The organism is Streptomyces sp. AM6-12 (assembly GCF_044327085.1).
Lineage (GTDB): Bacteria > Actinomycetota > Actinomycetes > Streptomycetales > Streptomycetaceae > Streptomyces.
In genome coordinates this window covers 1,890,351-1,911,082 of sequence record NZ_JBIQWN010000001.1, presented here as the reverse complement: position 1 = coordinate 1,911,082, position 20,732 = coordinate 1,890,351, and the positions used below count along the sequence as shown (strand labels likewise).

Below are 20,732 nucleotides of genomic sequence, written 5' to 3'. Positions count from 1 at the left end.
CCATGGCGCTTCGGGCCCAGGTGCCTGTCGTCGTACCCGCCACCGCCGGACCCCGCCGGACCCTCAGGAGTCCGGCGGGGTCCGGTGGTGCGCCGGGCGACATCTTTTGGCCGCATCTGACCTTCTTTGTTCGCTTACGGGGTGTGACTCGGGCCACGCAGAATGGGCGTAACACTCATGGGAACAGCGCGATGACCTAAGAGGTGACAGCCGCGAAGGGAATACGGACGCCAGACATGGCGCTGTGCATCTTCCCGGCCCGCGCCCGCGCCGTCGGCCCATCCCCAGGCCGGTGGTCGGTTCCCGTCCGCAGTGGACGGTGCCGGAAGCCGTTTTCCAACGTTCCGAGAGGTTGTTCGTGTCGGCCAGCACATCCCGTACGCTCCCGCCGGAGATCGCCGAGTCCGTCTCTGTCATGGCGCTCATTGAGCGGGGAAAGGCTGAGGGGCAGATCGCCGGCGACGATGTGCGTCGGGCCTTCGAAGCTGACCAGATTCCGGCCACTCAGTGGAAGAACGTACTGCGCAGCCTCAACCAGATTCTTGAGGAAGAGGGTGTGACGCTGATGGTCAGTGCAGCAGAGCCCAAGCGCACCCGAAAGAGCGTCGCAGCGAAAAGCCCGGCCAAGCGCACCGCCACCAAGACGGTCGCGGCGAAGACGGTGACCACCAGGAAGGCCACCGCCACCACGGCCGCCCCCGCGGCGTCCGCCACCCCGGCCGATCCCGCCGAAGAGGCATCGCCCGCCAAGAAGGCGGCGGCCAAGAAGACGACCGCCAAGAAGACGGTTGCCAAGAAGACCACCGCCAAGAAGACGGCGGCCAAGAAGACCACGGGCAAGAAGGACGACGCCGAGATTCTCGAGGACGAGGTCCTCGAGGACACCAAGGTCGGCGACGAGCCCGAGGGCGCCGAGAACGCGGGCTTCGTCCTGTCCGACGAGGACGAGGACGACGCGCCCGCCCAGCAGGTCGCCGCGGCCGGCGCCACCGCCGACCCGGTCAAGGACTACCTGAAGCAGATCGGCAAGGTCCCCCTGCTCAACGCCGAGCAGGAGGTCGAGCTCGCCAAGCGCATCGAGGCCGGTCTGTTCGCGGAGGACAAGCTCGCCAACGCCGACAAGCTCGCCCCGAAGCTCAAGCGCGAGCTGGAGATCATCGCCGAGGACGGCCGCCGCGCCAAGAACCACCTGCTGGAGGCCAACCTCCGTCTGGTGGTCTCCCTGGCCAAGCGCTACACCGGCCGCGGCATGCTCTTCCTGGACCTCATCCAGGAGGGCAACCTCGGTCTGATCCGTGCCGTCGAGAAGTTCGACTACACCAAGGGCTACAAGTTCTCCACGTACGCCACCTGGTGGATCCGTCAGGCGATCACCCGCGCCATGGCCGACCAGGCCCGCACCATCCGTATCCCGGTGCACATGGTCGAGGTCATCAACAAGCTCGCCCGCGTGCAGCGCCAGATGCTCCAGGACCTGGGCCGCGAGCCCACCCCGGAGGAGCTGGCCAAGGAACTCGACATGACCCCGGAAAAGGTCATCGAGGTCCAGAAGTACGGCCGCGAGCCCATCTCCCTGCACACCCCCCTGGGCGAGGACGGCGACAGCGAGTTCGGTGACCTCATCGAGGACTCCGAGGCCGTCGTCCCTGCGGACGCCGTCAGCTTCACCCTCCTCCAGGAGCAGCTGCACTCGGTCCTGGACACTCTCTCCGAGCGCGAGGCCGGCGTCGTCTCCATGCGCTTCGGCCTCACCGACGGCCAGCCGAAGACCCTGGACGAGATCGGCAAGGTCTACGGCGTGACGCGTGAGCGCATCCGCCAGATCGAGTCCAAGACCATGTCGAAGCTGCGCCACCCGTCGCGCTCCCAGGTGCTGCGCGACTACCTCGACTAGTCCGCCGCTCCGGCCGCTCGCGGGCCGGTCGTACGACGCCGAAGGCCCGGTCCCCTCGCGGGAGCCGGGCCTTCGTGCTGCGCGCGCAGACCATGTGGATCACTCTGGGTTTCCCAGTTCACACCCTGAGTGAGGAGTCGGCATGCGTCGTTCCCTTGGCCGCGCACTGATCCGGTCGCTCATCCTCGCGGCCACCGTGACCGCCATACCCCTGGTGAGCGCGTTCCCGGCGTCGCCCACGGCGGTCCGGAGCGTGGTCGTGGGGGGATTCCCCATCGATGTCTCGCAGGCCCCGTGGACAGTGGCGCTGTCCAGCCGTGACCGGTTCGGAGGCACCCGTGCGGGCCAGTTCTGCGGCGGCGTGGCGATCGCCCGCACCACGGTGCTCACGGCCGCCCACTGCATGAACGCCGACGTACTCGGGGCACCCCCCGACCGCGTGCGCGACCTCAAGGTCATCGCGGGCCGCACCGACCTGCTGTCCGACGAGGGCCAGGAGATCGCCGTACGGTCCGTCCGGGTCAACCCCGGCTTCGACAGCGCGACGAACTCCGGCGACTTCGCCGTCGTCACGCTCGCCGAGCCGCTGCCGCAGGGCGCGGTCATCGGCATGGCGGGCCCCGGCGACCCGGCCTACGCGCCGGGCACCAAGGCCCTGGTCTCCGGCTGGGGCGACCTGACGGGCGGCGGCGCCTACGCGCACCGGCTGCACGCGGCCGATGTGCATGTGCTCGTCGACGACCGCTGCGCCCGTGCCTATCCGGGCGGCCCGGACGGCGTCTACCGGGCCGAGAGCATGCTCTGCGCGGGAGAGGCCGCCGGTGGTCCGGACGCCTGTCAGGGGGACAGCGGTGGCCCGCTGGTGGCAGGCGGGCGGCTGATCGGGCTGGTGTCCTGGGGCAGTGGCTGCGGACGGGCCGGGAGCCCCGGCGTCTACACGCGCGTCTCCGAGGTCGTACGTGCCCTGGGGACAGGCCGCGACGGCGGGGACGGAAAAGCGCCCGCGGAAGCCCGCGGGAGGGCCCGCAGGGGGGCCTGAGGGGCCTTCGCGGGCGTCATGAGGGTATGAGCACGGGCGGCCGCTCCTTCGCGGAGCGACCGCCCGTTCATCGGCCTGCGCCGGTGCTGGCTCGTCGTACGTGCGAGATTCAGCGTTCCTCTTCGGGGGCGGTGCTGCTCGGGGCAGTCGTCAGCCGCTCCGTCTCGTCCTGTATCTCAGCGGCGATCTTCTTGAGTTCCGGCTCGAACTTGCGCCCGTGGTGGGCGCAGAAGAGCAGCTCTCCGCCGCTGAGCAAGACGACGCGCAGGTATGCCTGGGCGCCGCAGCGGTCGCAGCGATCAGCGGCCGTCAGCGGGCTCGCGGGGGTCAGAACAGTAGTCACGTCGCCTCTTCTCTAGCTCGACGAGCTGTCGTACCAGGGTCAACATCCAACCAGCCCGAAAACGTTCCCGCTCGTGGCTTTTCCTCGAAAAAATCTTTCCGGGGCGGCTGTCTGCTGCCGGTTGGCGGCGAATGTGCCGTAGTGCGTGTTGGGGTGCTTACGGGTTCGCGCTGTCTAGTATCTCGATCCTCCCGGCCGGGTTGCCGGTTGTTCATGAGGACGTGCCCGGAGCCTAAATGGTTCATGCCTCCAAGGGAACGTGATATGCGCTTCACCCCATCGAAGGATCGAACGTGCATGCGAGTCTGGACTAGTCTGTGGAACCGACGAGGGTGGCGTTACACCGGCTCTACCAGGCCTCGGTACCCTCTGACGGGCAACCGAAGCCTCCCCCTTACCCAGAAGGGGGCAACCTGAAATTCAGCGAGGAGCGAACCGCGTGACCGCCGATACGTCCGTGCCGTCCACAGCGCTGCTGGCAGGAGCAGACCGCGACGGTTCCAACTACACCGCGCGGCACCTGCTCGTCCTCGAGGGCCTCGAGGCCGTGCGCAAGCGCCCCGGCATGTACATCGGCTCGACCGACAGCCGCGGTCTGATGCACTGCCTGTGGGAGATCATCGACAACTCGGTGGACGAAGCCCTCGGCGGCTACTGCGACCACATCGAGGTGATCCTCCACGACGACGCGTCCGTGGAGGTCCGCGACAACGGCCGCGGTATCCCGGTGGACGTGGAGCCCAAGACCGGCCTGTCCGGCGTCGAGGTCGTCATGACCAAGCTCCACGCGGGCGGCAAGTTCGGCGGCGGTTCGTACGCCGCCTCCGGCGGTCTGCACGGCGTCGGCGCCTCCGTGGTCAACGCCCTCTCCGCCCGCCTCGACGTCGAGGTGGACCGCAACGGCAACACCCACGCCATCAGCTTCAGGCGCGGCGTGCCGGGCGCCTTCTCGGGCGCCGGCGCGGACGCGAAGTTCGAGGCCAAGAGCGGCCTGCGCAAGGCCAAGAAGATCCCCAAGACCCGCACCGGCACGCGCGTGCGCTACTGGGCGGACCGGCAGATCTTCCTCAAGGACGCCAAGCTCAACCTCGACACGCTGCACCAGCGCGCCCGGCAGACCGCCTTCCTGGTGCCCGGCCTGACCATCGTCGTCCGCGACGAGTACGGCCTGGGCGAGGGCGGCAGCAAGGGCGAGGAGTCCTTCCGCTTCGACGGCGGCATCAGCGAGTTCTGCGAGTACCTGGCGAGCGACAAGCCGGTGTGCGACGTGCTCCGCTTCTCCGGCAAGGGCACCTTCAAGGAGACCGTCCCCGTCCTGGACGAGCACGGCCAGATGACCCCGACCGAGGTCGCCCGCGAGCTGGGCGTCGACATCGCGCTGCGCTGGGGCACGGGTTACGACACGACCCTCAGGTCCTTCGTCAACATCATCGCCACCCCCAAGGGCGGCACCCACGTCTCCGGCTTCGAGCAGGCCCTCACCCAGACGATGAACGACGTGCTGCGCGCCAAGAAGATGCTGCGCGTGGCCGAGGACAACATCGTCAAGGACGATGCCCTGGAAGGCCTCACCGCGGTCGTCACGGTGCGCCTGGCCGAGCCGCAGTTCGAGGGCCAGACGAAGGAAGTGCTCGGCACCTCGGCAGCCCGCCGCATCGTGAACCAGGTGGTCACCAGGGAGCTGAAGGCGTTCCTGACCGCCACCAAGCGGGACGCCGCCGCCCAGGCCCGCGTCGTCATGGAGAAGGTGGTCGCCGCCGCCAGGACGCGTGTCGCGGCCCGCCAGCACAAGGACGCCCAGCGGCGGAAGACCGCCCTGGAGTCCTCGTCCCTGCCGGCCAAGCTCGCCGACTGCCGCAGCGACGACGTCGACCGCAGCGAGCTGTTCATCGTCGAGGGCGACTCCGCGCTCGGCACTGCCAAGCTCGCGCGCAACTCCGAGTTCCAGGCGCTGCTGCCGATCCGCGGCAAGATCCTCAACGTGCAGCGTTCGTCCGTGACCGACATGCTCAAGAACGCCGAGTGCGGTGCGATCATCCAGGTCATAGGAGCGGGCTCGGGCCGTACCTTCGACATCGACCAGGCCCGCTACGGCAAGATCATCATGATGACCGACGCCGATGTGGACGGCTCCCACATCCGGTGCCTGCTGCTCACGCTGTTCCAGCGCTACATGCGGCCCATGGTCGAGGCCGGCCGTGTCTTCGCCGCGGTGCCGCCGCTGCACCGCATCGAGATCGTCCAGCCGAAGAAGGGCCAGGACAAGTACGTCTACACGTACTCGGACCGCGAGCTGCGGGACAAGCTCATGGAGTTTCAGACCAAGGGCATCCGCTACAAGGACTCCATCCAGCGCTACAAGGGCCTCGGCGAGATGGACGCCGACCAGCTGGCCGAGACCACCATGGACCCCCGCCACCGCACCCTGCGCCGCATCAACCTCTCCGACCTCGAAGCCGCCGAACAGGTCTTCGACCTTCTGATGGGCAACGACGTGGCTCCCCGCAAGGAGTTCATCTCCAGCTCGGCGGCGACGCTGGACCGGTCGCGTATCGACGCGTGACACCTGCGGCGGGCCGGGCCGGGGCGGGTCGCAGTGCGTGACCTGGCTGGGGCGGGCCGCTGCGGGGTTCTGGCTGCGGGGGGTGGCCTGGCTGCGGGCCGCTGCGGAGGTCTGGTCGCGGTGAGTGATCTCGCTGGGGCGGGATTGCTCTGGCTGGGGGCGGTTTGGCGGAGGACCGCCGTACGGCTGTGTGGCGGGGTGGCCGTGGACGGGCGTGTGGCGGGGCGGTCGTGGCAGGGTCCAGAGGGCGTCGTGGCGGTCAAGGCGCCCCTCAACGCCACGATCCCCGCGGGGAACACCCCATGGACCGGAGCGGCATGCCCCGTCCCGGATCGGGTGAGGGCGCGCTGACGAGGCGACGCGCATCGAATCGGGCGCGCTGATGGGGTGTGGCTCGCACGGGGCTGCGCTCGGGCGAGCGTGGGCTGCGGTGAGCTCGGACGTCTCCGCGTGGCCCGGTGCAGGGACCGGCCCAGGCGTCAGTTCCCGAGCCGGTCCACCTCACTGCGCGGGCCTGCATAGGCTGGCCCCGGTCTGCCACCCTCGTTGTTCACCTTGCGGTACGGCGGCCTTGGACGAGGCCCGCATCGCGCCCCCACACAGCCTGTCCGCCGATGCGGGCCCACGCTGTCCCCGCCAGCCTCTCACCCACCCCACCCCCCCCAGTCCGGCCCACCCGTCACCCCAAGCCCCCTCGCCCCTCAACCTGCCCCAGCCAGCAGCCAGCAGCCAGCAGCCAGCAGCCAGCAGCCAGCAGCCAGCAGCCAGCAGCCAGCAGCCAGCAGCCAGCCAGCTGGGCAGTCGGGCGGACCCGCCCAAGCATTGTCCGACCGCGGCTCCTTCCGACCGCCACTCCTTCCGACTGCCGCCCGCTCCGAGGCTCGCCCCCCTCGCCCCGCCAAGATCCGCCGAGCCCTCGCGCCCCCGCAGCCGATCAACCCCAAGCCCGCACCCTCACCTGCATCCACAGGCACCCCGACCGGACCCTGCCGGCCTCATCTCCACCCCTGGGTGGAGGCGCTCCCTCGAAGAACTCCACCTGTGATCCACCCCGGCTCCGATCTCCCGACCTGCGAATTTCCGTAACTTCGAAGCGTCGGGCAGCGCCGCTCCCGGCAACCGACTTCTCACTCACGGAGGATCTGATGGTGGGGCTCACCAACGCGCTGGTGGTCGTGGCCGTCGTCGCGCTCGTGCTGGTGCGACAGTTCCGCGCACGCCCGATCGACACGGACCGCCGCTGGTGGCTGCTGCCGCTGATCCTCGGCGTCATAGCGCTGCGCGAGCCCGGCATCCTCGACGCCCAGCACCGTGTCGAGTCCGCCGCACTGCTCGCCGTGGAACTCCTCATCGGCCTCGCCATGGGCGCGGGCTGGGCCTGGACCACCCACGTCTGGACGGAGCCGGACGGCGCGGTGTGGAGCAAGGGCACCAAGGCGAGCGCCGCCGTCTGGATCGCCGGCATCGCCCTGCGCATCGGCGTCTACGCCATCGGCGCCGCCCTCGGCCTGCACCAGCCCAGCTCCGCCCTGCTCCTTGGCTTCGCGGCCTCCCTGCTGGTCCGCGCCGGGATCCTGACCTGGCGGGCGAGCAACCTCGCCAGTCGTACGCTTCTGACCACCCAGCCCCTCGGCACCACGAGCCGCCCCGCCGCGGCGTACGGTGACGGCAGGCCCGCGGGAAGGGAGCGCGTGTGACCGGGAACGCCTGGACGCGGTGGCCCTCCAAAGAAGCGCTCGGCCGCGCCGGAAGCACCCGCCCCCGCCGCCTGCTCGCCTGGGCGGTCAGGGCTCTGGTGATCGGCCTGCTGCTGTGGGGCGCGTACAACCAGAAGCATGTAGGCGCCTGGACCGCGGTCGCCGCCCTCGCCGGCGTCGTCGCCGCCGGATTCCTCGCCTGGGCCTTCTTCCGCACCACCTATCAGCACCGGCTGCTTCCCTCCCTTCTCCTGCTGGCCACGCTCATGGGCATCGCGGTCGCCGCCGAGGCCACCGGATTCAGGGCACTGGCCCTCGTCCTGTGGTGCGGCTGCGGGATCACCGCCCTGGAGCGCCTCCCACTCGCTGCCGCGACGCCGGTCACCTCGGCGGGCCTCGCCGCGTACTCCGCGTTCAACAACGACGTCTGGCTGACCACCGCCGCCTCGGTGACGGGCATGGCCCTCGCCGGCTACGTCCTGCGGCTGGACGCCGAAGCGCGCGGCAACGCGCAGCGGCTGCTCGACCAGGAGCGGGCCGCGAGAGTCGCCGAGGCCGAGTCCGCGGCATTCGCCGAGCGGGCCAGGATCGCCCGTGAGATCCACGACGTGCTGGCCCACAGCCTCTCCGCACAGCTTGTCCACCTGGAGGCGGCCCGACTGCTGATCGAGCAGGGCGCCGACCGCGAGCGGATCCTGGAGCGGGTGGTGGCCGCCCGCGGCATGGCCCGCGACGGTCTCGCCGAGACCAGACAGGCGCTGTCCGCGCTGCGGGGCGAACTGACACCCCTGGAGGACTTCCTCGGCGAACTCGTCAGCGGGGCCGAGGGCGCGGCGGTCACCGTCACGGGTGAGCCCAGGCCCCTGCCGGCCGAGGCGTCCCAGGCCGTGCGCCGGGTCGCCCAGGAGGCGCTGACGAACGTCCGCAAACACGCCCAGGGCGCCAAGGTGGACCTGCGTCTCGACTACAGCGACCACCAGGTGACGCTGAACGTACGCGACTCGGGCGGACGGCCCGGCGACCTCACCTCCTCCGGCGGCGGGTACGGTCTGCTCGGTATGCGCGAGCGCGCCGAACTGCTCGGCGGCTCGCTGGACGCGGGGCCGGACGAGGAGGGGTTCGTGGTGACGCTGAAGGTGCCCGTATGACCGAGCCCGAGGAGGAGAAAAAGCCGGCGCGGGTGGTGGTCGCCGACGATCAGACCGTCGTCCGGGAAGGCATCGTGATGTTGCTCGGACTGCTGCCGGGGGTCGAGGTCGTCGGTGCCGCGGGGGACGGCGAGGAGGCGGTGCGGCTGGTCGGGGAACTCGCCCCGGACGTCGTCCTGATGGACCTCAGGATGCCCCGCTGCGACGGGGTGGAGGCCACCCGGCGGATCCGGGAGCAGTACCCCGGAACCCAGGTGGTGGTGCTCACCACGTACGCCGACGACGAGTCCCTGTTCCCCGCGCTGCGGGCCGGTGCGCGGGGGTATCTGACCAAGGACGCGGGCGGCGAGGAGATCGTCCGGGCCGTGGAGAGCGTGCTGTCGGGGGAAGCGGGGCTGTCGCCGAGCGTGCAGCGCCGTCTGCTGGAGCGGCTGTCGCAGGCCGAGCCCCAGCCGGCCGCGGTCGTGCCTGCGGCTCCGGTCCCTCCGGACGGGCTGACCGTGCGGGAGACCGAGGTCCTGGTGCTGATCGCCGAGGGTCTCAGCAACCAGGACATCGCCCGCAGACTGCATGTCTCGACCGCGACGGTGAAGACGCATATCAACAACCTGTTCGCGAAGACGGGCCTCAAGGATCGGGCGCAGGCGGTGCGTTACGCCTACGCCAAGGGGCTGGTGCGACCGCCCGCGGGGTGAGGTCACCTGATGGGGTGAAGGTCCCGGAGAAGAAGAGTCGAGGAACTTCCCGGTCTGTCCATCCTTGGGCATGCAGTCAAGCGATGATCGTGCCCGCGGAGCAGGGGACGGTCCCGAGCGTTCGGCCGAGCACCGGAGGGACCACGGCGCACCCACCCGCGACAGGCGGTACCAGGACCCCTGGCACGACCCGGCAGCCCTGGGCTGGGACGAGCCGTACGGTGCAGGGTTGTCCGCGCCGGCCGTGCCCGCCGCCCGCGGGGAACGGGACACGGCGGCGGATCCCGTCCGCGATGTGTACGTCGAGGTGCAGCGCAGCGCGGCCTTCTGTGAAGTGCGCGGCAGATACCGGCGGTTCGTAGTGCCGGGGGTCGCGGTCTTCCTGAGCTGGTACGTGGCGTATGTCGTTGCGGCGACCACCGCACCGGGGCTGATGGCACGCCCTGTGGTGGGCGCGGTGAACGTGGCGATGCTCGCGGGGCTGGGGCAGTTCCTCACCACGTTCCTGCTCACCTGGGCCTACGCCCGGCACGCGCGGCTGCGGCGGGACAGGGCCGCGCTGGAACTGCGCTGGGACACCCAGGAGTTGACCCGCGAGACACGGGGAGGTGCGCGGTGACCGGAGGCCATCAGACGCTGGCGCTGCTGCTGTTCAGCGGGTTCGTCGCGGTCACCCTCGGGATCACCACGTGGGTGAGCCGGCGGAGGCACGGTTCGGCGGAGGAGTTCTACACGGGCGGCCGGCTGTTCTCCCCGATGGAGAATGGTTTTGCCATCACGGGCGACTACATCTCGGCGGCCTCCTTCCTGGGTGTCACGGGGCTCATCGCGCTGTACGGCTACGACGGGCTGCTGTATGTGGTGGGATTTCTCGTGGCGTGGCTGGTGGTGCTGTTCCTGGTCGCCGAACTGGTGCGCAACTGCGGCCGGTTCACCCTGGCCGACGTGGTGGCCGCGCGGATGAACGAGCGCCCGGTGCGGATCGCGGCGGGGATGTCGTCGGTCGTGGTGTCCGTGCTCTACCTGGTGGCGCAGATGGTCGGCGCGGGCAGCCTGGTGGCGCTGCTGCTGGGGCGCACGAGCGGACCGGCTCGGGCGTGGACGGTCATCGGGGTCGGCGCGCTCATGGTGATCTATGTGTCGCTGGGCGGGATGCGGGCCACCACCTGGATCCAGATCGTGAAGGCGGTGCTGGTGCTCGGCGGGACGCTCGCCCTGACCGTGCTCCTTCTGCTGCGGTTCCATGGCGACATCGACCGGTTGCTGGTCACGGCCGCGCAGCGCAGCGGTCACGGGATTGCCTTCCTGGCGCCCGGCCTGAAGTACGGCGGGAGCTGGACCGCCCGCCTCGACTTCATCAGCCTGGGGCTCGCGCTGGTGCTGGGCACCGCGGGGCTGCCGCACATCCTGTCCCGCTTCTACACGGTGCCGACCGCGCGCGCCGCCCGCCGTTCCGCGGTGTGGTCGATCGGCCTGATCGGCGGGTTCTACCTGCTGACGATCGTCCTCGGGTTCGGGGCGGCGGCGGTCGTGGGGCCGGGTGCCCTGCGGGCCTCGAACGCGGCCGGGAACACGGCGATGCCGCTGCTCGCCCTTGACCTGGGCGGCGGCGCGGGCTCCACTGGCGGAACGGTTCTCTTCGCGGTGGTCGCCGCCGTCGCCTTCGCCACGATCCTCGCGGTGGTCGCCGGCATCACGCTCGCCTCCTCCGCCTCCGTGGCCCACGATCTGTACGCCTCCCTCCGCCGCACGCACCACGGGCGGAAGGGCGGGGCACACCGTGAGGTGACCGTGGCGCGGTTCGCCGCCGTCGGGATCGGTGTCGTGGCGATCGCGCTCGGGCTGCTGGCCCGCGACCTCAATGTCGCCTACCTGGTCGGACTCGCCTTCGCGGTCGCCGCGTCGGCCAATCTGCCGGTGCTGATGTACTCGCTGTTCTGGTCCGGCTTCACCACCCGTGGCGCGGTGTGGGCCGTGTACGGCGGCCTGGTCCCGGCGCTCGGGCTCGTGCTGCTGTCCCCGGTGGTGTCCGGCTGCCCCGGCTCGCTGTTCCCCGGCGTCGACTTCCAGTACTTCCCGTTGCAGAATCCGGGCGTCGTCTCCATCCCGCTGGGCTTCCTCGCCGGCTGGCTGGGCACGGTCACCTCGGACGAGATCCCGGACGAGGCCAAGTTCGCCGAGACGGAGGTGCGCTCCCTCACCGGGGCCGGCGCCGTCTAGCGGGCCAGGCCGGCACCGTCACGGCGCCACCCACGCGTACCGGTGCTCCGGGCGTCCGGTGTCGCCGTACTTCAGGGAGAGGCGCAGGCGGCCGGCCTGTTCCAGGTGGCGGAGGTAGCGCTGAGCCGTGGAGCGGCTCAGGCCGGTGCGGGCGGCGACCTCGTGGGCGGAGAGCGGATGGTCGGCGTCGTACAGGACGTCGCATATCAGGTCCGTCGTGGGCGCGGTGTGACCGCTCGGCAGGCCGGGCGCGGACGGAGCCGGGGCCGTGCGCAGCGCCCCGAAGATCCGGTCCACCTGTTCCTGGCCCGCCACGCCCCGGCCGCCCATCCGGTCGACCGTGCGGCGCAGCGCGGCATAGGAGTCGAGACGGGTGCGGAGCGCGGCGAAGGTGAACGGCTTCACCAGGTAGTGCAGGGCGCCCAGGCGCATCGCCTGCTGGACGGTGGCGACATCGCCGGCCGCCGTGATCATGATGACGTCCGCGCCATGGCCCTGTTCCCGCATACGGTGGACGAGTTCCAGGCCGGTACGGTCGGGCAGATAGTGGTCGAGCAGCACCAGATCGATGGCGCCGCGCTCCACGGCGGCCAGCGCCTGGGCGGCGTTGTGCGCGCGGGCGGCCACCCGGAAGCCCGGAACCTTTCCCACGTATTTGGCGTTTATCTCAGCGACGCGGAAGTCGTCGTCGACCACCAGGACGTCAATCATCAGGCCTCTCCTTCAAGGCCGGCGGGCGTCCGGCCCGCCTGTGCGGCTCCGCAGTTGTAGCGCGAGCAAAACGAGCACAACAGCTTCTTGCGAGCAAAAGAACGCCTTGTGCACACAAGACTGCTGCTCGTGGCCGGGCCGACCTACCGTCCCGGCCATGAGCGCACACACCGGCCCCGCCATCGAGTTGCGGGGCGCGAGCAAGACCTTCAGAACCCCCTCCGGGGGACTGCACACGGCCGTGCGCGGCCTGGATCTCACCGTGGGACGCGGTGAGTTCGTGGCCGTCGTGGGGCCGACCGGCTGCGGCAAGTCCACCACGCTGACCCTGGTCAGCGGGCTGGAGGAGCCCACGGAGGGCGAGGTGACGGTCGCCGGGGAGCCGGTCCGCGGCGTCGGCGACAAGGTCGGCTTCGTCTTCCAGCAGGACGCCACCTTCCCCTGGCGCACCGTCCTGTCGAACGTCATGGCGGGCCCCCGCTTCCGGGGCGTCCCCAAGGCGGAGGCCCGGCAGAAGGCCCGCGAGTGGCTGGCCCGGGTCGGGCTCGCCGCCTTCGAGGACCGCTACCCGCACCAGCTCTCCGGTGGCCAGCGCAAGCGCGTCGCCCTCGCCGCCACCTTTGTCAACGACCCCGAGATCCTGCTGATGGACGAGCCCTTCTCGGCGCTCGACGTGCAGACCCGTGCGTTGATGTCGGACGAACTGCTGGAGCTGTGGGAGGGCACCGGCGCCTCGGTCGTCTTCGTCACCCACGACCTGGAAGAGTCCATCGCGCTGGCCGACAAGGTCGTCGTGATGACGGCGGGGCCCGCGACCGTCAAGCAGGTCTTCGAGATCGATCTGCCGCGCCCGCGCAAGGTCGAGTCGGTGCGCCTCGAACCGCACTTCATCGAGATCTACCGGGAGATCTGGGAGTCGCTCGGCGAAGAGATCCGCATCACCCGCGAGAGGGGCGCCGCCCATGTCGCCTGAGGTTCTCGACACCCCGGTCGCCGGCACCGCCAAGATGACCGACCGCGCGCAGAGCCGGGCCCAAGCCGCCCGCCGCCGCAAGCTCCTGGTCAACTCCGCGCGGGTGGTGCTCCTGGTCGCCGTGCTCGGTCTGTGGGAGGCGCTGTCGCGGGCGAAGGTCATCGATCCGTTCAACTTCTCGATGCCTTCCAAGATCTGGGACCAGATATCCACCTGGGTCATGCACGGCACCGCGCTCGGCTCCCTGGGCGAGCAGGTCTGGTACACCCTCTACGAGGCACTGCTCGGCTGGCTCGTGGGCGTGGTCGCCGGTGTCCTGCTCGGCATCGCGCTGGGCCGGATCGGCCTGCTCGCCGAGGTGCTTGGTCCATACATCAAGGTGCTCAACTCGATACCCCGGATCGTCCTCGCCCCCATCTTCCTGATCTGGTTCGGACTCGGCCCGTCCTCCAAGGTCGCCTCCGCCGTGGTGCTGGTCTTCTTCCCGGTGTTCTTCAACGCCTTCCAGGGTGCCCGTGAGGTGGACCGCAATCTGGTGGCCAACGCCCGCATCCTGGGTGCGAGCGACCGCAGGGTCACCCTCCAGGTCGTCATCCCCTCGGCCACCTCCTGGATCTTCACCAGCCTCCATGTCAGCTTCGGCTTCGCGCTGATCGGCGCGATCGTCGGCGAGTACATCGGCGCGACCAAGGGCATCGGCCTGCTCGTCGCGCAGTCGCAGAACACCTTCAACGCGGCCGGTGTGTACGCCGCGATGGTCATCCTCGCCGTCGTCGCCCTCGCCGCCGAAGGCCTGCTGACCTTCGCCGAGCGGCGCATCTTCCGCTGGAAGCCCGCCGGTTCGGACGGCTGACCCGCCGGTTCCGGCAGCCGGACGGCCCCGCTCGCGCCACCACCGGGCGTCGCAGGGCCAAGCCCCCACACCTCACCCGCACCGCCCTCTCACAAGGACGTGAACCGCCATGCGCAAGACCGCCAGACACGCCTCCCTGGCCGCCGCCGGCCTGCTCGCCCTGTCCTCGCTCACCGCCTGTGCCAACGACACGGCCGGTTCCGCGGCCGGCTCCGGCGGGGGCGGCGGCAAGGGCGAGAGCGTCAAGATCATGGTCGGTGGCCTCGACAAGGTCATCTACATGCCCGCCATGCTCACCCAGCGTCTGGGCTATTTCCAGGACGAGGGCCTGAACGTCCAGCTCATGTCCGAGCCCGCCGGGGTCCAGGCCGAGACCGCGCTCGTCGCCGGCCAGGTACAGGGCGCGGTCGGCTTCTACGACCACACCCTCGACCTCCAGGTGAAGGGCAAGTCGGTCGAGTCGGTCGTGCAGTTCTCACGCGCGCCGGGCGAGGTGGAGGTCGTCTCCAACAAGGCCGCGGGCGACATCGCGTCGCCCAAGGACTTCAAGGGCCGCAAACTGGGCGTGACCGGGCTCGGCTCCTCCACCGACTTCCTCACCAAGTACCTGGCGGTCAAGAACGGCGTGGACGTCAGCGAGTTCACACCGGTCGCAGTGGGCGCGGGACCGACCTTCATCGCGGCACTCCAGAGGGGCTCGATCGACGGCGGTATGACCACCGACCCGACCGTGGCGACGATCCTCGACAAGAAGGCCGGGAAGATCCTGCTCGACATGCGCACCCCCGAGGGTTCGCAGCAGGCGCTGGGCGGGCCGTACCCGTCGTCAAGTCTGTACATGCAGACGGACTGGGTGAACGGACACAAGGACACCGTCCAAAAGTTGGTCAACGCATTCGTCAAGACGCTCAAGTGGATGTCCACCCACAGCGCCGACGAGATAGCCGCCAAGATGCCCGCCGACTACTCCCAGGGCGACAAGGCGCTCTACACCCAGTCCATCAAGGCCACCCTGCCCATGTTCACCGACGACGGCGTGATGCCGGAGAACGGCCCGGAGACCGTGGAGAAGGTGCTCAAGGCGTTCAACCCCAACATCAAGAACGCGAACGTCGACCTGAGCAAGACGTACACGACCGAGTTCGCCAAGGCGGTCAAGTAGTACGGCGGACAGTCAACGTCGTCAACTGGTGCGTGCCGTGGGCTCGGGCTCCCGTCCGGGTCCGGGCTCCAGCTCCGGCTCCCGCAGCGCCTCCGGCAGCACCACCGTGAACTCGGCACCGCCCCCGCCCGCGGTGTCCACGGTCGCGCTGCCGCCCTGGCGTTCGGCGAGCCGGCGCACCAGTGACAGCCCGAGGCCCCGCTTGCCGTGCGCCGGTACCTGCTTGGTGGACCACCCCTCGGTGAAGACCAACTCCCGCTGGTCCAGCGGCACTCCGGGCCCGGTGTCCCGCACCCTGAGCACGACCGTACGGCCCTCGACGCGCAACTCGACCTCCACGCGCGCGTGCGGGGTGCCCGCGACCGCGTCCAGCGCGTTGTCCACCAGGTTGCCGACGACCGTGACCAGGCCCCGCGAATCGACCAGCCGGTCCGGAAGCCTGCTGCGTTCCGACACCCACAGCGCGACCCCGCGCTCGGCCGCCACGGTCGCCTTGCCGACCAGCAGGGCGGCCAGCAGCGGGTCCTGGACCTTCTCGGTGACCTGTTCGGCGGTGACCCGGTGATCCCCGACCACCTCCCCGACGAACTCCACCGCGTCGTCGTACATCTCCAGTTCCAGCAGCCCGAGCAGGGTGTGCATCCGGTTGGCGTGCTCGTGGTCCTGGGCGCGCAGGGCGTCGATCAGCCCGCGCGTGGAGTCGAGTTCGCGCCCCAGTTGCTCCAGTTCGGTGCGGTCGCGCAGGGTGGCGACCGCTCCGCCGTCGTCGGTGGGCATGCGGTTGGCGACCAGCACCCGCGGCCCGCGCACCGTCAGCAGATCGGTGCCGGTCACCCGCCCGGCGAGCACATCGGTGGTACGGCCCTCGCCGAGCGCCTCGTCGGGGGTGCGGCCCACGGCCTCGTCGCCGATGCCCAGCAGCCGCCGCGCCTCGTCGTTGAGCAGCCGGATCCGGCCGCCCTGGTCCAGGGCGACGACGCCCTCACGGATGCCGTGCAGCATCGCCTCGCGCTCCGCGAGCAGCGCCGAGATATCGGAGAAGGCCAGGTCACGGGTCTGCCGGTGCACCCGGCGGGCGATCAGCCAGGCCGCCAGCGCGCCCACCGCGAGGGCGCCCCCGGCGTAGGCCAGCAGTCCCGGGATGACGCCGATCAGCCGGGCGCGCACGCTGTCGTAGGCGATGCCGACGGAAACCGCCCCGATCAGGCGGTGGCGGCCGTCGTACAGCGGCACCTTGCCGCGCGCGGAGCGTCCCAGGGTGCCCCGGTCGATCTCCATGACCTCCTTGCCCTTCAGGGCCTCGGAAGGGCTCGTGGAGACCTTGCGGCCGATCTGCGAGGTGGTCGGGTGCGACCAGCGCACCCAGTGCCGGTCCAGGACCACGATGTACTCGGCGTGCGTGGCCCGCCGGATCCGCTCGGCCTCCCGCTGCACCGGGCCGTCCTCGGTCGGCGGTGTGGTGAGCAGCCCCTGGGCGATCTGCGGGTCCTGGGCCGTGGTCTCGGCGATGGCCAGCGCGCGGCGCATCGCCTCGTGGTCCAGCTGTTTGCTCAGCGGCGCCAGGAACAGGCCGGTCACGAGCACCGCGACGCCCGCGGCGATCGTCACCTGCATGAGCAGCACCTGCGAGAACACCCGCCGTGGCATCCCGAGGCGCAGACGGCGTGCGGAGAAAGTGGGGCTCATGGGGGACGACAGTACGGGGTGCGCCCGCCGCGCGGTTCAGCTCGCCAGCGCCGTCGGCCGCAGCTCGCGCACCGCGACGACGGTCATCCGCGCCGGCGTGCCGAGCACCGACGCGCCGCAGCTTTCCGGGCGCGGCGGCAGCGACACGCCGCGTGTCACGGTGACCCGCCAGCGGCGGCCGTCGGCATGGGCGACGGTGACCGCCCAGCGCGGCGCCGCGCCGTCGGTCCGCACGACGCCCAGCACTCCCGCCCGGTATTCGCCGACCACCTCACGCACTGCCAGTTCGGCCGCCTGACCTGGGCGTTCGAAGGCGGAGCAGCCGCGGCACCCCGCGACGGCCACCCGGCCCTCCCGGACGTCGTCCAGGGCCTTCTTGAGGGTGTGTGCCTCGGCACGGCCGTAGGCGTAGCCGTACGGCAGTACGAGTACCGTCGGCGCGAAGCGATGTCCACCCAGATGGGTGACCTCCCAGACGCCCTCTTCCCCCGACGCGGCGAGCTCGGTGGCGAGCGGGCGGCCCAGCAGGGCGCAGCAGCGGTCGCGCTTGCCGTTGGTGCACACGAGCGCGAGCGGGTCGCCGGTGTGCGGACGCCCGCCGAGCACCGCGTCGAAGGAACGGTGATCGCCCGCGCCGAGGGCCGCGAGGTCCAGGTCGAGGAGGTGCCGGGGATCGCGCGTGGCGGCCGAGCGCAGCCAGGTCCGCCCCGGCACGGTGTGGGCGGCGTAGACCTGGCGGATCTCGGGGGTGCCGGGGTCCGCGTGGCGGCCGGGGCGCCGGATGAGGGCCACGCGCACGCCGGTGCCCTCGGTGGCCCGCTCCAGCGCGCGGCCGACCGCCGGGTCCAGATGGCTCGAAGTGAGCGCCTTGGCACCCCACGGGCCGGGCTGCTCCAGGAGCAGCCACGTGCTCGCCGTGGCCGCCGTCGCCGAAACGGGCTCGTCGAGGCTGAGGGAGACGGACGCGCACCTACTCACAGAGGTGAGCCTAACCTGACTCCGGCGAGGGCGACTTCCGGCCGGGGCCCGTGTCGTGCTCATGGAAGGGCGGCGGCCTCCCGGAGGGGGCGTGGCTCAGGGAGACGACGCGCGGTGTCTCAGTCGGCCTCGGGGAAGGGCTGCGGCGGGCGCGGGCCGATGTAGTGGCCGACGGGGCGCATGCGCAGCGGGCGCTCGCCGTACTCCTCCAGGGCGTGCGCGATCCAGCCCGCCGTGCGGGCGACGGCGAAGATCGTCTCGCCGGCGGTGGCCGGCATGCCGAAGGAGGAGGTGAATACCGCGAGCGCCAGGTCGACATTAGCGTGCAGCGGGGTGTGCCGGGCGGTCGTGGTGACGATGTCGCGGGCGGCGAGTAGGGCCGGCTCCGCGCGCGGGAGCCGCTCCAGCAGGCCGAACAGGACCTGCGCACGGGGGTCCTCGCCGGTGTAGAGGCGGTGGCCGAGTCCGGGGATGCGGCGCCCCGCGCGCAGTTCCCCGGCGATCACCGGGGCCGCGTTGCCCAGTTCGAGCACGTCCAGCAGGAGCCGGTGGGCCAGCCCGCTGCTGGCACCGTGCAGCGGGCCCTCCAGGACGCCGAGACCCGCCGAGACGGCCGCGTAGGCGTGCGCCCGCGCGGACGCGGCGACCCGGACCGCGAGCGTGGAGGCGGCCAGGTCGTGGTCGGCGAGCAGGGCCAGCGCGACATCCAGCACGCGCACGGCGTCCTCGTCCGCCGGGCGGGCGGTCAGCCGCGACCACAGGCGGTGGGCCAGCGACGCGTCGCGGCCGGGGTCGCTCGCGATGGGCGGCAGCGCGTCGACGAGCGTGGGGATGAGCACGCGCGCCGTGTTCAGGACGGCCTCCGCGGACAGGTCGAAGCGCAGCGGGTCCTCGGCCGCCGCGGCGATCGTCGCGACCCGCAGCCGGTCGATGGGGGAGGTGTGCTCGGGCAGCGACTCCACGGCCCAGCCGGCGGCGCGCACGGTCGCCTCCGGCGCGGCGAAGGCCGTACCGGACACGAGCCGGCCGGTCCACAGCCACTCCGCGACCTCCTCGTAGGGGTGGCGGGCGGCCAGTTCGGTGGCGTCCACGCCCCGGTAGTAGTAACGGTCCGCCTCGATCAGCGTGATCCGGGTGCGCACCGAGAGATCGCCGCCGGAGCCCGGAATCCCGGCGCTCTCACGGCGGTTGCGCCGGGCCAGTTCCTCCACCTCGCGCGCCTCGAAGGTGCTGGCGCGGCCACCGGGCTCCCGCTTGCTGCTCAGCAGGCCCCGGCTGACGTACGCGTACACCGTCTCGGGCTTCACACCGAGCAGTTCGGCGGTTTCCTTGGTGGTCAGCCTTCGCCCCGGTCGGTTGGGGGCGGGTTCGTGATCGCGCATGGGGGCCACGGTAGCGGTCTCTGCACATCTTGATGACCCGTCGCTACTTGAGTTGATTCAATCAATATTGACAGCTGATTCGTCAATAGTGGACAGTCGGATCAAGCTAAAGGAGGACAGTCATGGCCATCAACAGGACCGCCACACCCCTCGTCGACGTCCCGCGCGGTCTCGCCGGTGTCGTCGTCACCGAGACCGAGATCGGCGACGTCCGGGGGCGGGAGGGCTTCTACCACTACCGGCAGTACTCCGCGGTCGACCTCGCGCGCACCCGCCGTTTCGAGGACGTCTGGCACCTGCTCGTGCACGGCACGCTCCCCGACGCCGGGCGCGGCGCCACCTTCGCCGCCGAGACCGCGGCGCTGCGGCGGCTGCCCGAGGGGGTCCGCGCGAGCCTGCCCGCGATCGCCGCCGCCAGCCACGCCTCCGGCCCGCTGGCCGGCCTGCGCACCGCGCTGTCCCTGCTGGGCGCGGCGCGCGGGTTCCGGCCGCTGTACGACCTGGACGCCGCCGGGCGCCGCGCCGACGCCCTCGCCGCCTGCGCCGCCGTACCCACGCTGCTCACCGCCCTGTACCGACTGGGGCAGGGACTGGATCCCGTGGAGCCGCGTGAGGATCTGCCCTACGCGGCCAACTACCTGTACATGTTGACCGGTTCGGTACCGGATCCGCGCCGGGCCCGTGCGATCGAGCAATACTTGATCTCCACCATTGACCATGGGTTCAATGCGTCAACCTTCACGGCTCGCGTCATCGCCTCCACCGGCGCCGACACGGCGGCCTGTCTCACCGGTGCCGTGGGCGCGCTGTCCGGTCCGCTGCACGGAGGCGCGCCCAGCCGAGCCCTGGACACCCTGGACGCGATCGGCACGCCGGAGCGCGTCGACACCTGGATACGGGGCCGGGTACTGGCCGGCGAGCGGATCATGGGCTTCGGACACGCCGTCTACCGCACGGAGGACCCGCGTTCCCGGATGCTCCGGGAGATCGCCCTCGGTTTCGGCGGCCCGCGGGTGGAGTTCGCGGTGGAGGTCGAACGCCGGGTCGAGGCCGTCCTCGCCGAGCTGAAACCGGGCCGCGAACTCCACACCAATGTCGAGTTCTACGCCGGTGTGGTCATGGAACTGTGCGGTCTGCCGCGGGAGATGTTCACCCCCACCTTCGCGGCGGCCCGCGTGGTGGGCTGGAGCGCCAACATCCTGGAACAGGCGGCCGACCCGAAGATCATCCGCCCGGCGGCGCGCTATGTGGGCCCCGAACCGGCGGCCGCGATACCCGCCGCCTGACGGGCCGCCCCGCCGGCCGGACGCCGGGTCCTTCCGCCGCGTGATCTGCCCTGCTTCGCGGCTGTCCGCCCCGGCGGCGGGATCCTCTGCGCTCCGGCGGCA

The 20,732-nt window shown here is 71.0% G+C and carries 17 protein-coding genes; 12 read left to right on the top strand and 5 right to left on the bottom strand.

Going from position 1 to position 20,732, the window contains the following annotated elements:
• Nucleotides 1-358: 358 nt before the first annotated feature.
• Together ACE4Q9_RS08515 and ACE4Q9_RS08510 are read left to right on the top strand one after the other, a co-directional pair.
• On the top strand, nt 359-1,894 hold the full coding sequence (locus ACE4Q9_RS08515) for an RNA polymerase sigma factor (protein WP_397983633.1): 1,536 nt from the start codon (nt 359-361) through the stop codon (nt 1,892-1,894).
• Between the two features lie 142 nt (nt 1,895-2,036).
• Nucleotides 2,037-2,933 carry a serine protease gene (locus tag ACE4Q9_RS08510; protein ID WP_397983632.1) on the top strand — a complete coding sequence of 299 codons (897 nt, stop codon included), beginning with the start codon at nt 2,037-2,039 and terminating at the stop codon, nt 2,931-2,933.
• Nucleotides 2,934-3,042: 109 nt separating this feature from the next.
• On the opposite strand, the gene ACE4Q9_RS08505 is transcribed toward ACE4Q9_RS08510, so the two are convergent.
• Nucleotides 3,043-3,276: a hypothetical protein gene (locus ACE4Q9_RS08505; protein ID WP_397983631.1), complete on the bottom strand. Its 234-nt coding sequence runs from the start codon at nt 3,274-3,276 to the stop codon at nt 3,043-3,045.
• 439 nt (nt 3,277-3,715) lie between these two features.
• Here ACE4Q9_RS08505 and ACE4Q9_RS08500 point away from each other — a divergent pair, with 439 nt between their 5' ends.
• The 6 genes from ACE4Q9_RS08500 to ACE4Q9_RS08475 all read left to right on the top strand — a co-directional run bounded on the left by ACE4Q9_RS08500 (nt 3,716) and on the right by ACE4Q9_RS08475 (nt 11,599).
• On the top strand, nt 3,716-5,839 hold the full coding sequence (locus tag ACE4Q9_RS08500; protein ID WP_397983630.1) for a type IIA DNA topoisomerase subunit B: 2,124 nt from the start codon (nt 3,716-3,718) through the stop codon (nt 5,837-5,839).
• A 1,145-nt stretch (nt 5,840-6,984) separates the two neighbouring features.
• Nucleotides 6,985-7,536: a DUF1453 domain-containing protein gene (locus tag ACE4Q9_RS08495; RefSeq protein ID WP_397983629.1), complete on the top strand. Its 552-nt coding sequence runs from the start codon at nt 6,985-6,987 to the stop codon at nt 7,534-7,536.
• A complete protein-coding gene (locus ACE4Q9_RS08490) occupies nt 7,533-8,684 on the top strand; it encodes a sensor histidine kinase (RefSeq protein WP_397983628.1) in 1,152 nt (383 codons plus the stop codon). Before ACE4Q9_RS08495 ends, ACE4Q9_RS08490 begins: the two co-directional genes overlap by 4 nt.
• On the top strand, nt 8,681-9,379 hold the full coding sequence (locus ACE4Q9_RS08485) for a response regulator (RefSeq protein WP_397983627.1): 699 nt from the start codon (nt 8,681-8,683) through the stop codon (nt 9,377-9,379). Before ACE4Q9_RS08490 ends, ACE4Q9_RS08485 begins: the two co-directional genes overlap by 4 nt.
• A 70-nt stretch (nt 9,380-9,449) precedes the next feature.
• Nucleotides 9,450-9,998, top strand: a complete 549-nt coding sequence (locus ACE4Q9_RS08480; RefSeq protein ID WP_397983626.1) for a DUF485 domain-containing protein — start codon at nt 9,450-9,452, stop codon at nt 9,996-9,998.
• The gene (locus tag ACE4Q9_RS08475; RefSeq protein ID WP_397983625.1) at nt 9,995-11,599 is read left to right on the top strand and encodes a cation acetate symporter; all 1,605 of its coding nucleotides are present in this window, start codon (nt 9,995-9,997) and stop codon (nt 11,597-11,599) included. The genes ACE4Q9_RS08480 and ACE4Q9_RS08475 overlap by 4 nt, the downstream gene beginning before the upstream one ends.
• 18 nt (nt 11,600-11,617) lie before the next feature.
• Here ACE4Q9_RS08475 and ACE4Q9_RS08470 read toward each other — a convergent pair whose 3' ends face one another.
• Nucleotides 11,618-12,310, bottom strand: a complete 693-nt coding sequence (locus ACE4Q9_RS08470) for a response regulator (RefSeq protein WP_397983624.1) — start codon at nt 12,308-12,310, stop codon at nt 11,618-11,620.
• Nucleotides 12,311-12,467: 157 nt separating this feature from the next.
• On the opposite strand from ACE4Q9_RS08470, the gene ACE4Q9_RS08465 reads away from it, so the two are divergent.
• The 3 genes from ACE4Q9_RS08465 (at nt 12,468) to ACE4Q9_RS08455 (ending at nt 15,298) form a co-directional block, all read left to right on the top strand.
• The gene (locus ACE4Q9_RS08465; RefSeq protein ID WP_397983623.1) at nt 12,468-13,283 is read left to right on the top strand and encodes an ABC transporter ATP-binding protein; all 816 of its coding nucleotides are present in this window, start codon (nt 12,468-12,470) and stop codon (nt 13,281-13,283) included.
• Complete coding sequence (locus ACE4Q9_RS08460) at nt 13,273-14,136, top strand: ABC transporter permease (RefSeq protein ID WP_397983622.1); 864 nt, start codon at nt 13,273-13,275, stop codon at nt 14,134-14,136. The genes ACE4Q9_RS08465 and ACE4Q9_RS08460 overlap by 11 nt, the downstream gene beginning before the upstream one ends.
• A 109-nt stretch (nt 14,137-14,245) precedes the next feature.
• Complete coding sequence (locus ACE4Q9_RS08455; RefSeq protein WP_397983621.1) at nt 14,246-15,298, top strand: ABC transporter substrate-binding protein; 1,053 nt, start codon at nt 14,246-14,248, stop codon at nt 15,296-15,298.
• 21 nt (nt 15,299-15,319) lie between these two features.
• On the opposite strand, the gene ACE4Q9_RS08450 is transcribed toward ACE4Q9_RS08455, so the two are convergent.
• The 3 genes from ACE4Q9_RS08450 to ACE4Q9_RS08440 all read right to left on the bottom strand — a co-directional run bounded on the left by ACE4Q9_RS08450 (nt 15,320) and on the right by ACE4Q9_RS08440 (nt 19,344).
• Nucleotides 15,320-16,984 (bottom strand): ATP-binding protein, encoded by a 1,665-nt coding sequence (locus ACE4Q9_RS08450; RefSeq protein WP_397983620.1) that lies wholly within the window; start codon nt 16,982-16,984, stop codon nt 15,320-15,322.
• A 36-nt stretch (nt 16,985-17,020) separates the two neighbouring features.
• Nucleotides 17,021-17,962, bottom strand: coding sequence for a sucrase ferredoxin (locus tag ACE4Q9_RS08445; protein WP_397983619.1), 942 nt, complete (start codon nt 17,960-17,962; stop codon nt 17,021-17,023).
• 119 nt (nt 17,963-18,081) lie between these two features.
• Nucleotides 18,082-19,344: a citrate synthase gene (locus ACE4Q9_RS08440; protein WP_397983618.1), complete on the bottom strand. Its 1,263-nt coding sequence runs from the start codon at nt 19,342-19,344 to the stop codon at nt 18,082-18,084.
• 122 nt (nt 19,345-19,466) lie between these two features.
• Here ACE4Q9_RS08440 and ACE4Q9_RS08435 point away from each other — a divergent pair, with 122 nt between their 5' ends.
• A complete protein-coding gene (locus ACE4Q9_RS08435; protein WP_397983617.1) occupies nt 19,467-20,630 on the top strand; it encodes a citrate synthase/methylcitrate synthase in 1,164 nt (387 codons plus the stop codon).
• Nucleotides 20,631-20,732: the final 102 nt, after the last annotated feature.

Coding starts and splice junctions, on each gene's coding strand:
- ACE4Q9_RS08465 (WP_397983623.1), top strand. CDS start 12,468: ATGAGCGCACACACCGGCCCCGCCATCGAGTTGCGGGGCGCGAGCAAG.
- ACE4Q9_RS08495 (WP_397983629.1), top strand. CDS start 6,985: ATGGTGGGGCTCACCAACGCGCTGGTGGTCGTGGCCGTCGTCGCGCTC.
- ACE4Q9_RS08480 (WP_397983626.1), top strand. CDS start 9,450: ATGCAGTCAAGCGATGATCGTGCCCGCGGAGCAGGGGACGGTCCCGAG.
- ACE4Q9_RS08470 (WP_397983624.1), bottom strand. CDS start 12,310: ATGATTGACGTCCTGGTGGTCGACGACGACTTCCGCGTCGCTGAGATA.
- ACE4Q9_RS08510 (WP_397983632.1), top strand. CDS start 2,037: ATGCGTCGTTCCCTTGGCCGCGCACTGATCCGGTCGCTCATCCTCGCG.
- ACE4Q9_RS08485 (WP_397983627.1), top strand. CDS start 8,681: ATGACCGAGCCCGAGGAGGAGAAAAAGCCGGCGCGGGTGGTGGTCGCC.
- ACE4Q9_RS08460 (WP_397983622.1), top strand. CDS start 13,273: ATGTCGCCTGAGGTTCTCGACACCCCGGTCGCCGGCACCGCCAAGATG.
- ACE4Q9_RS08455 (WP_397983621.1), top strand. CDS start 14,246: ATGCGCAAGACCGCCAGACACGCCTCCCTGGCCGCCGCCGGCCTGCTC.
- ACE4Q9_RS08440 (WP_397983618.1), bottom strand. CDS start 19,344: ATGCGCGATCACGAACCCGCCCCCAACCGACCGGGGCGAAGGCTGACC.
- ACE4Q9_RS08435 (WP_397983617.1), top strand. CDS start 19,467: ATGGCCATCAACAGGACCGCCACACCCCTCGTCGACGTCCCGCGCGGT.
- ACE4Q9_RS08450 (WP_397983620.1), bottom strand. CDS start 16,984: ATGAGCCCCACTTTCTCCGCACGCCGTCTGCGCCTCGGGATGCCACGG.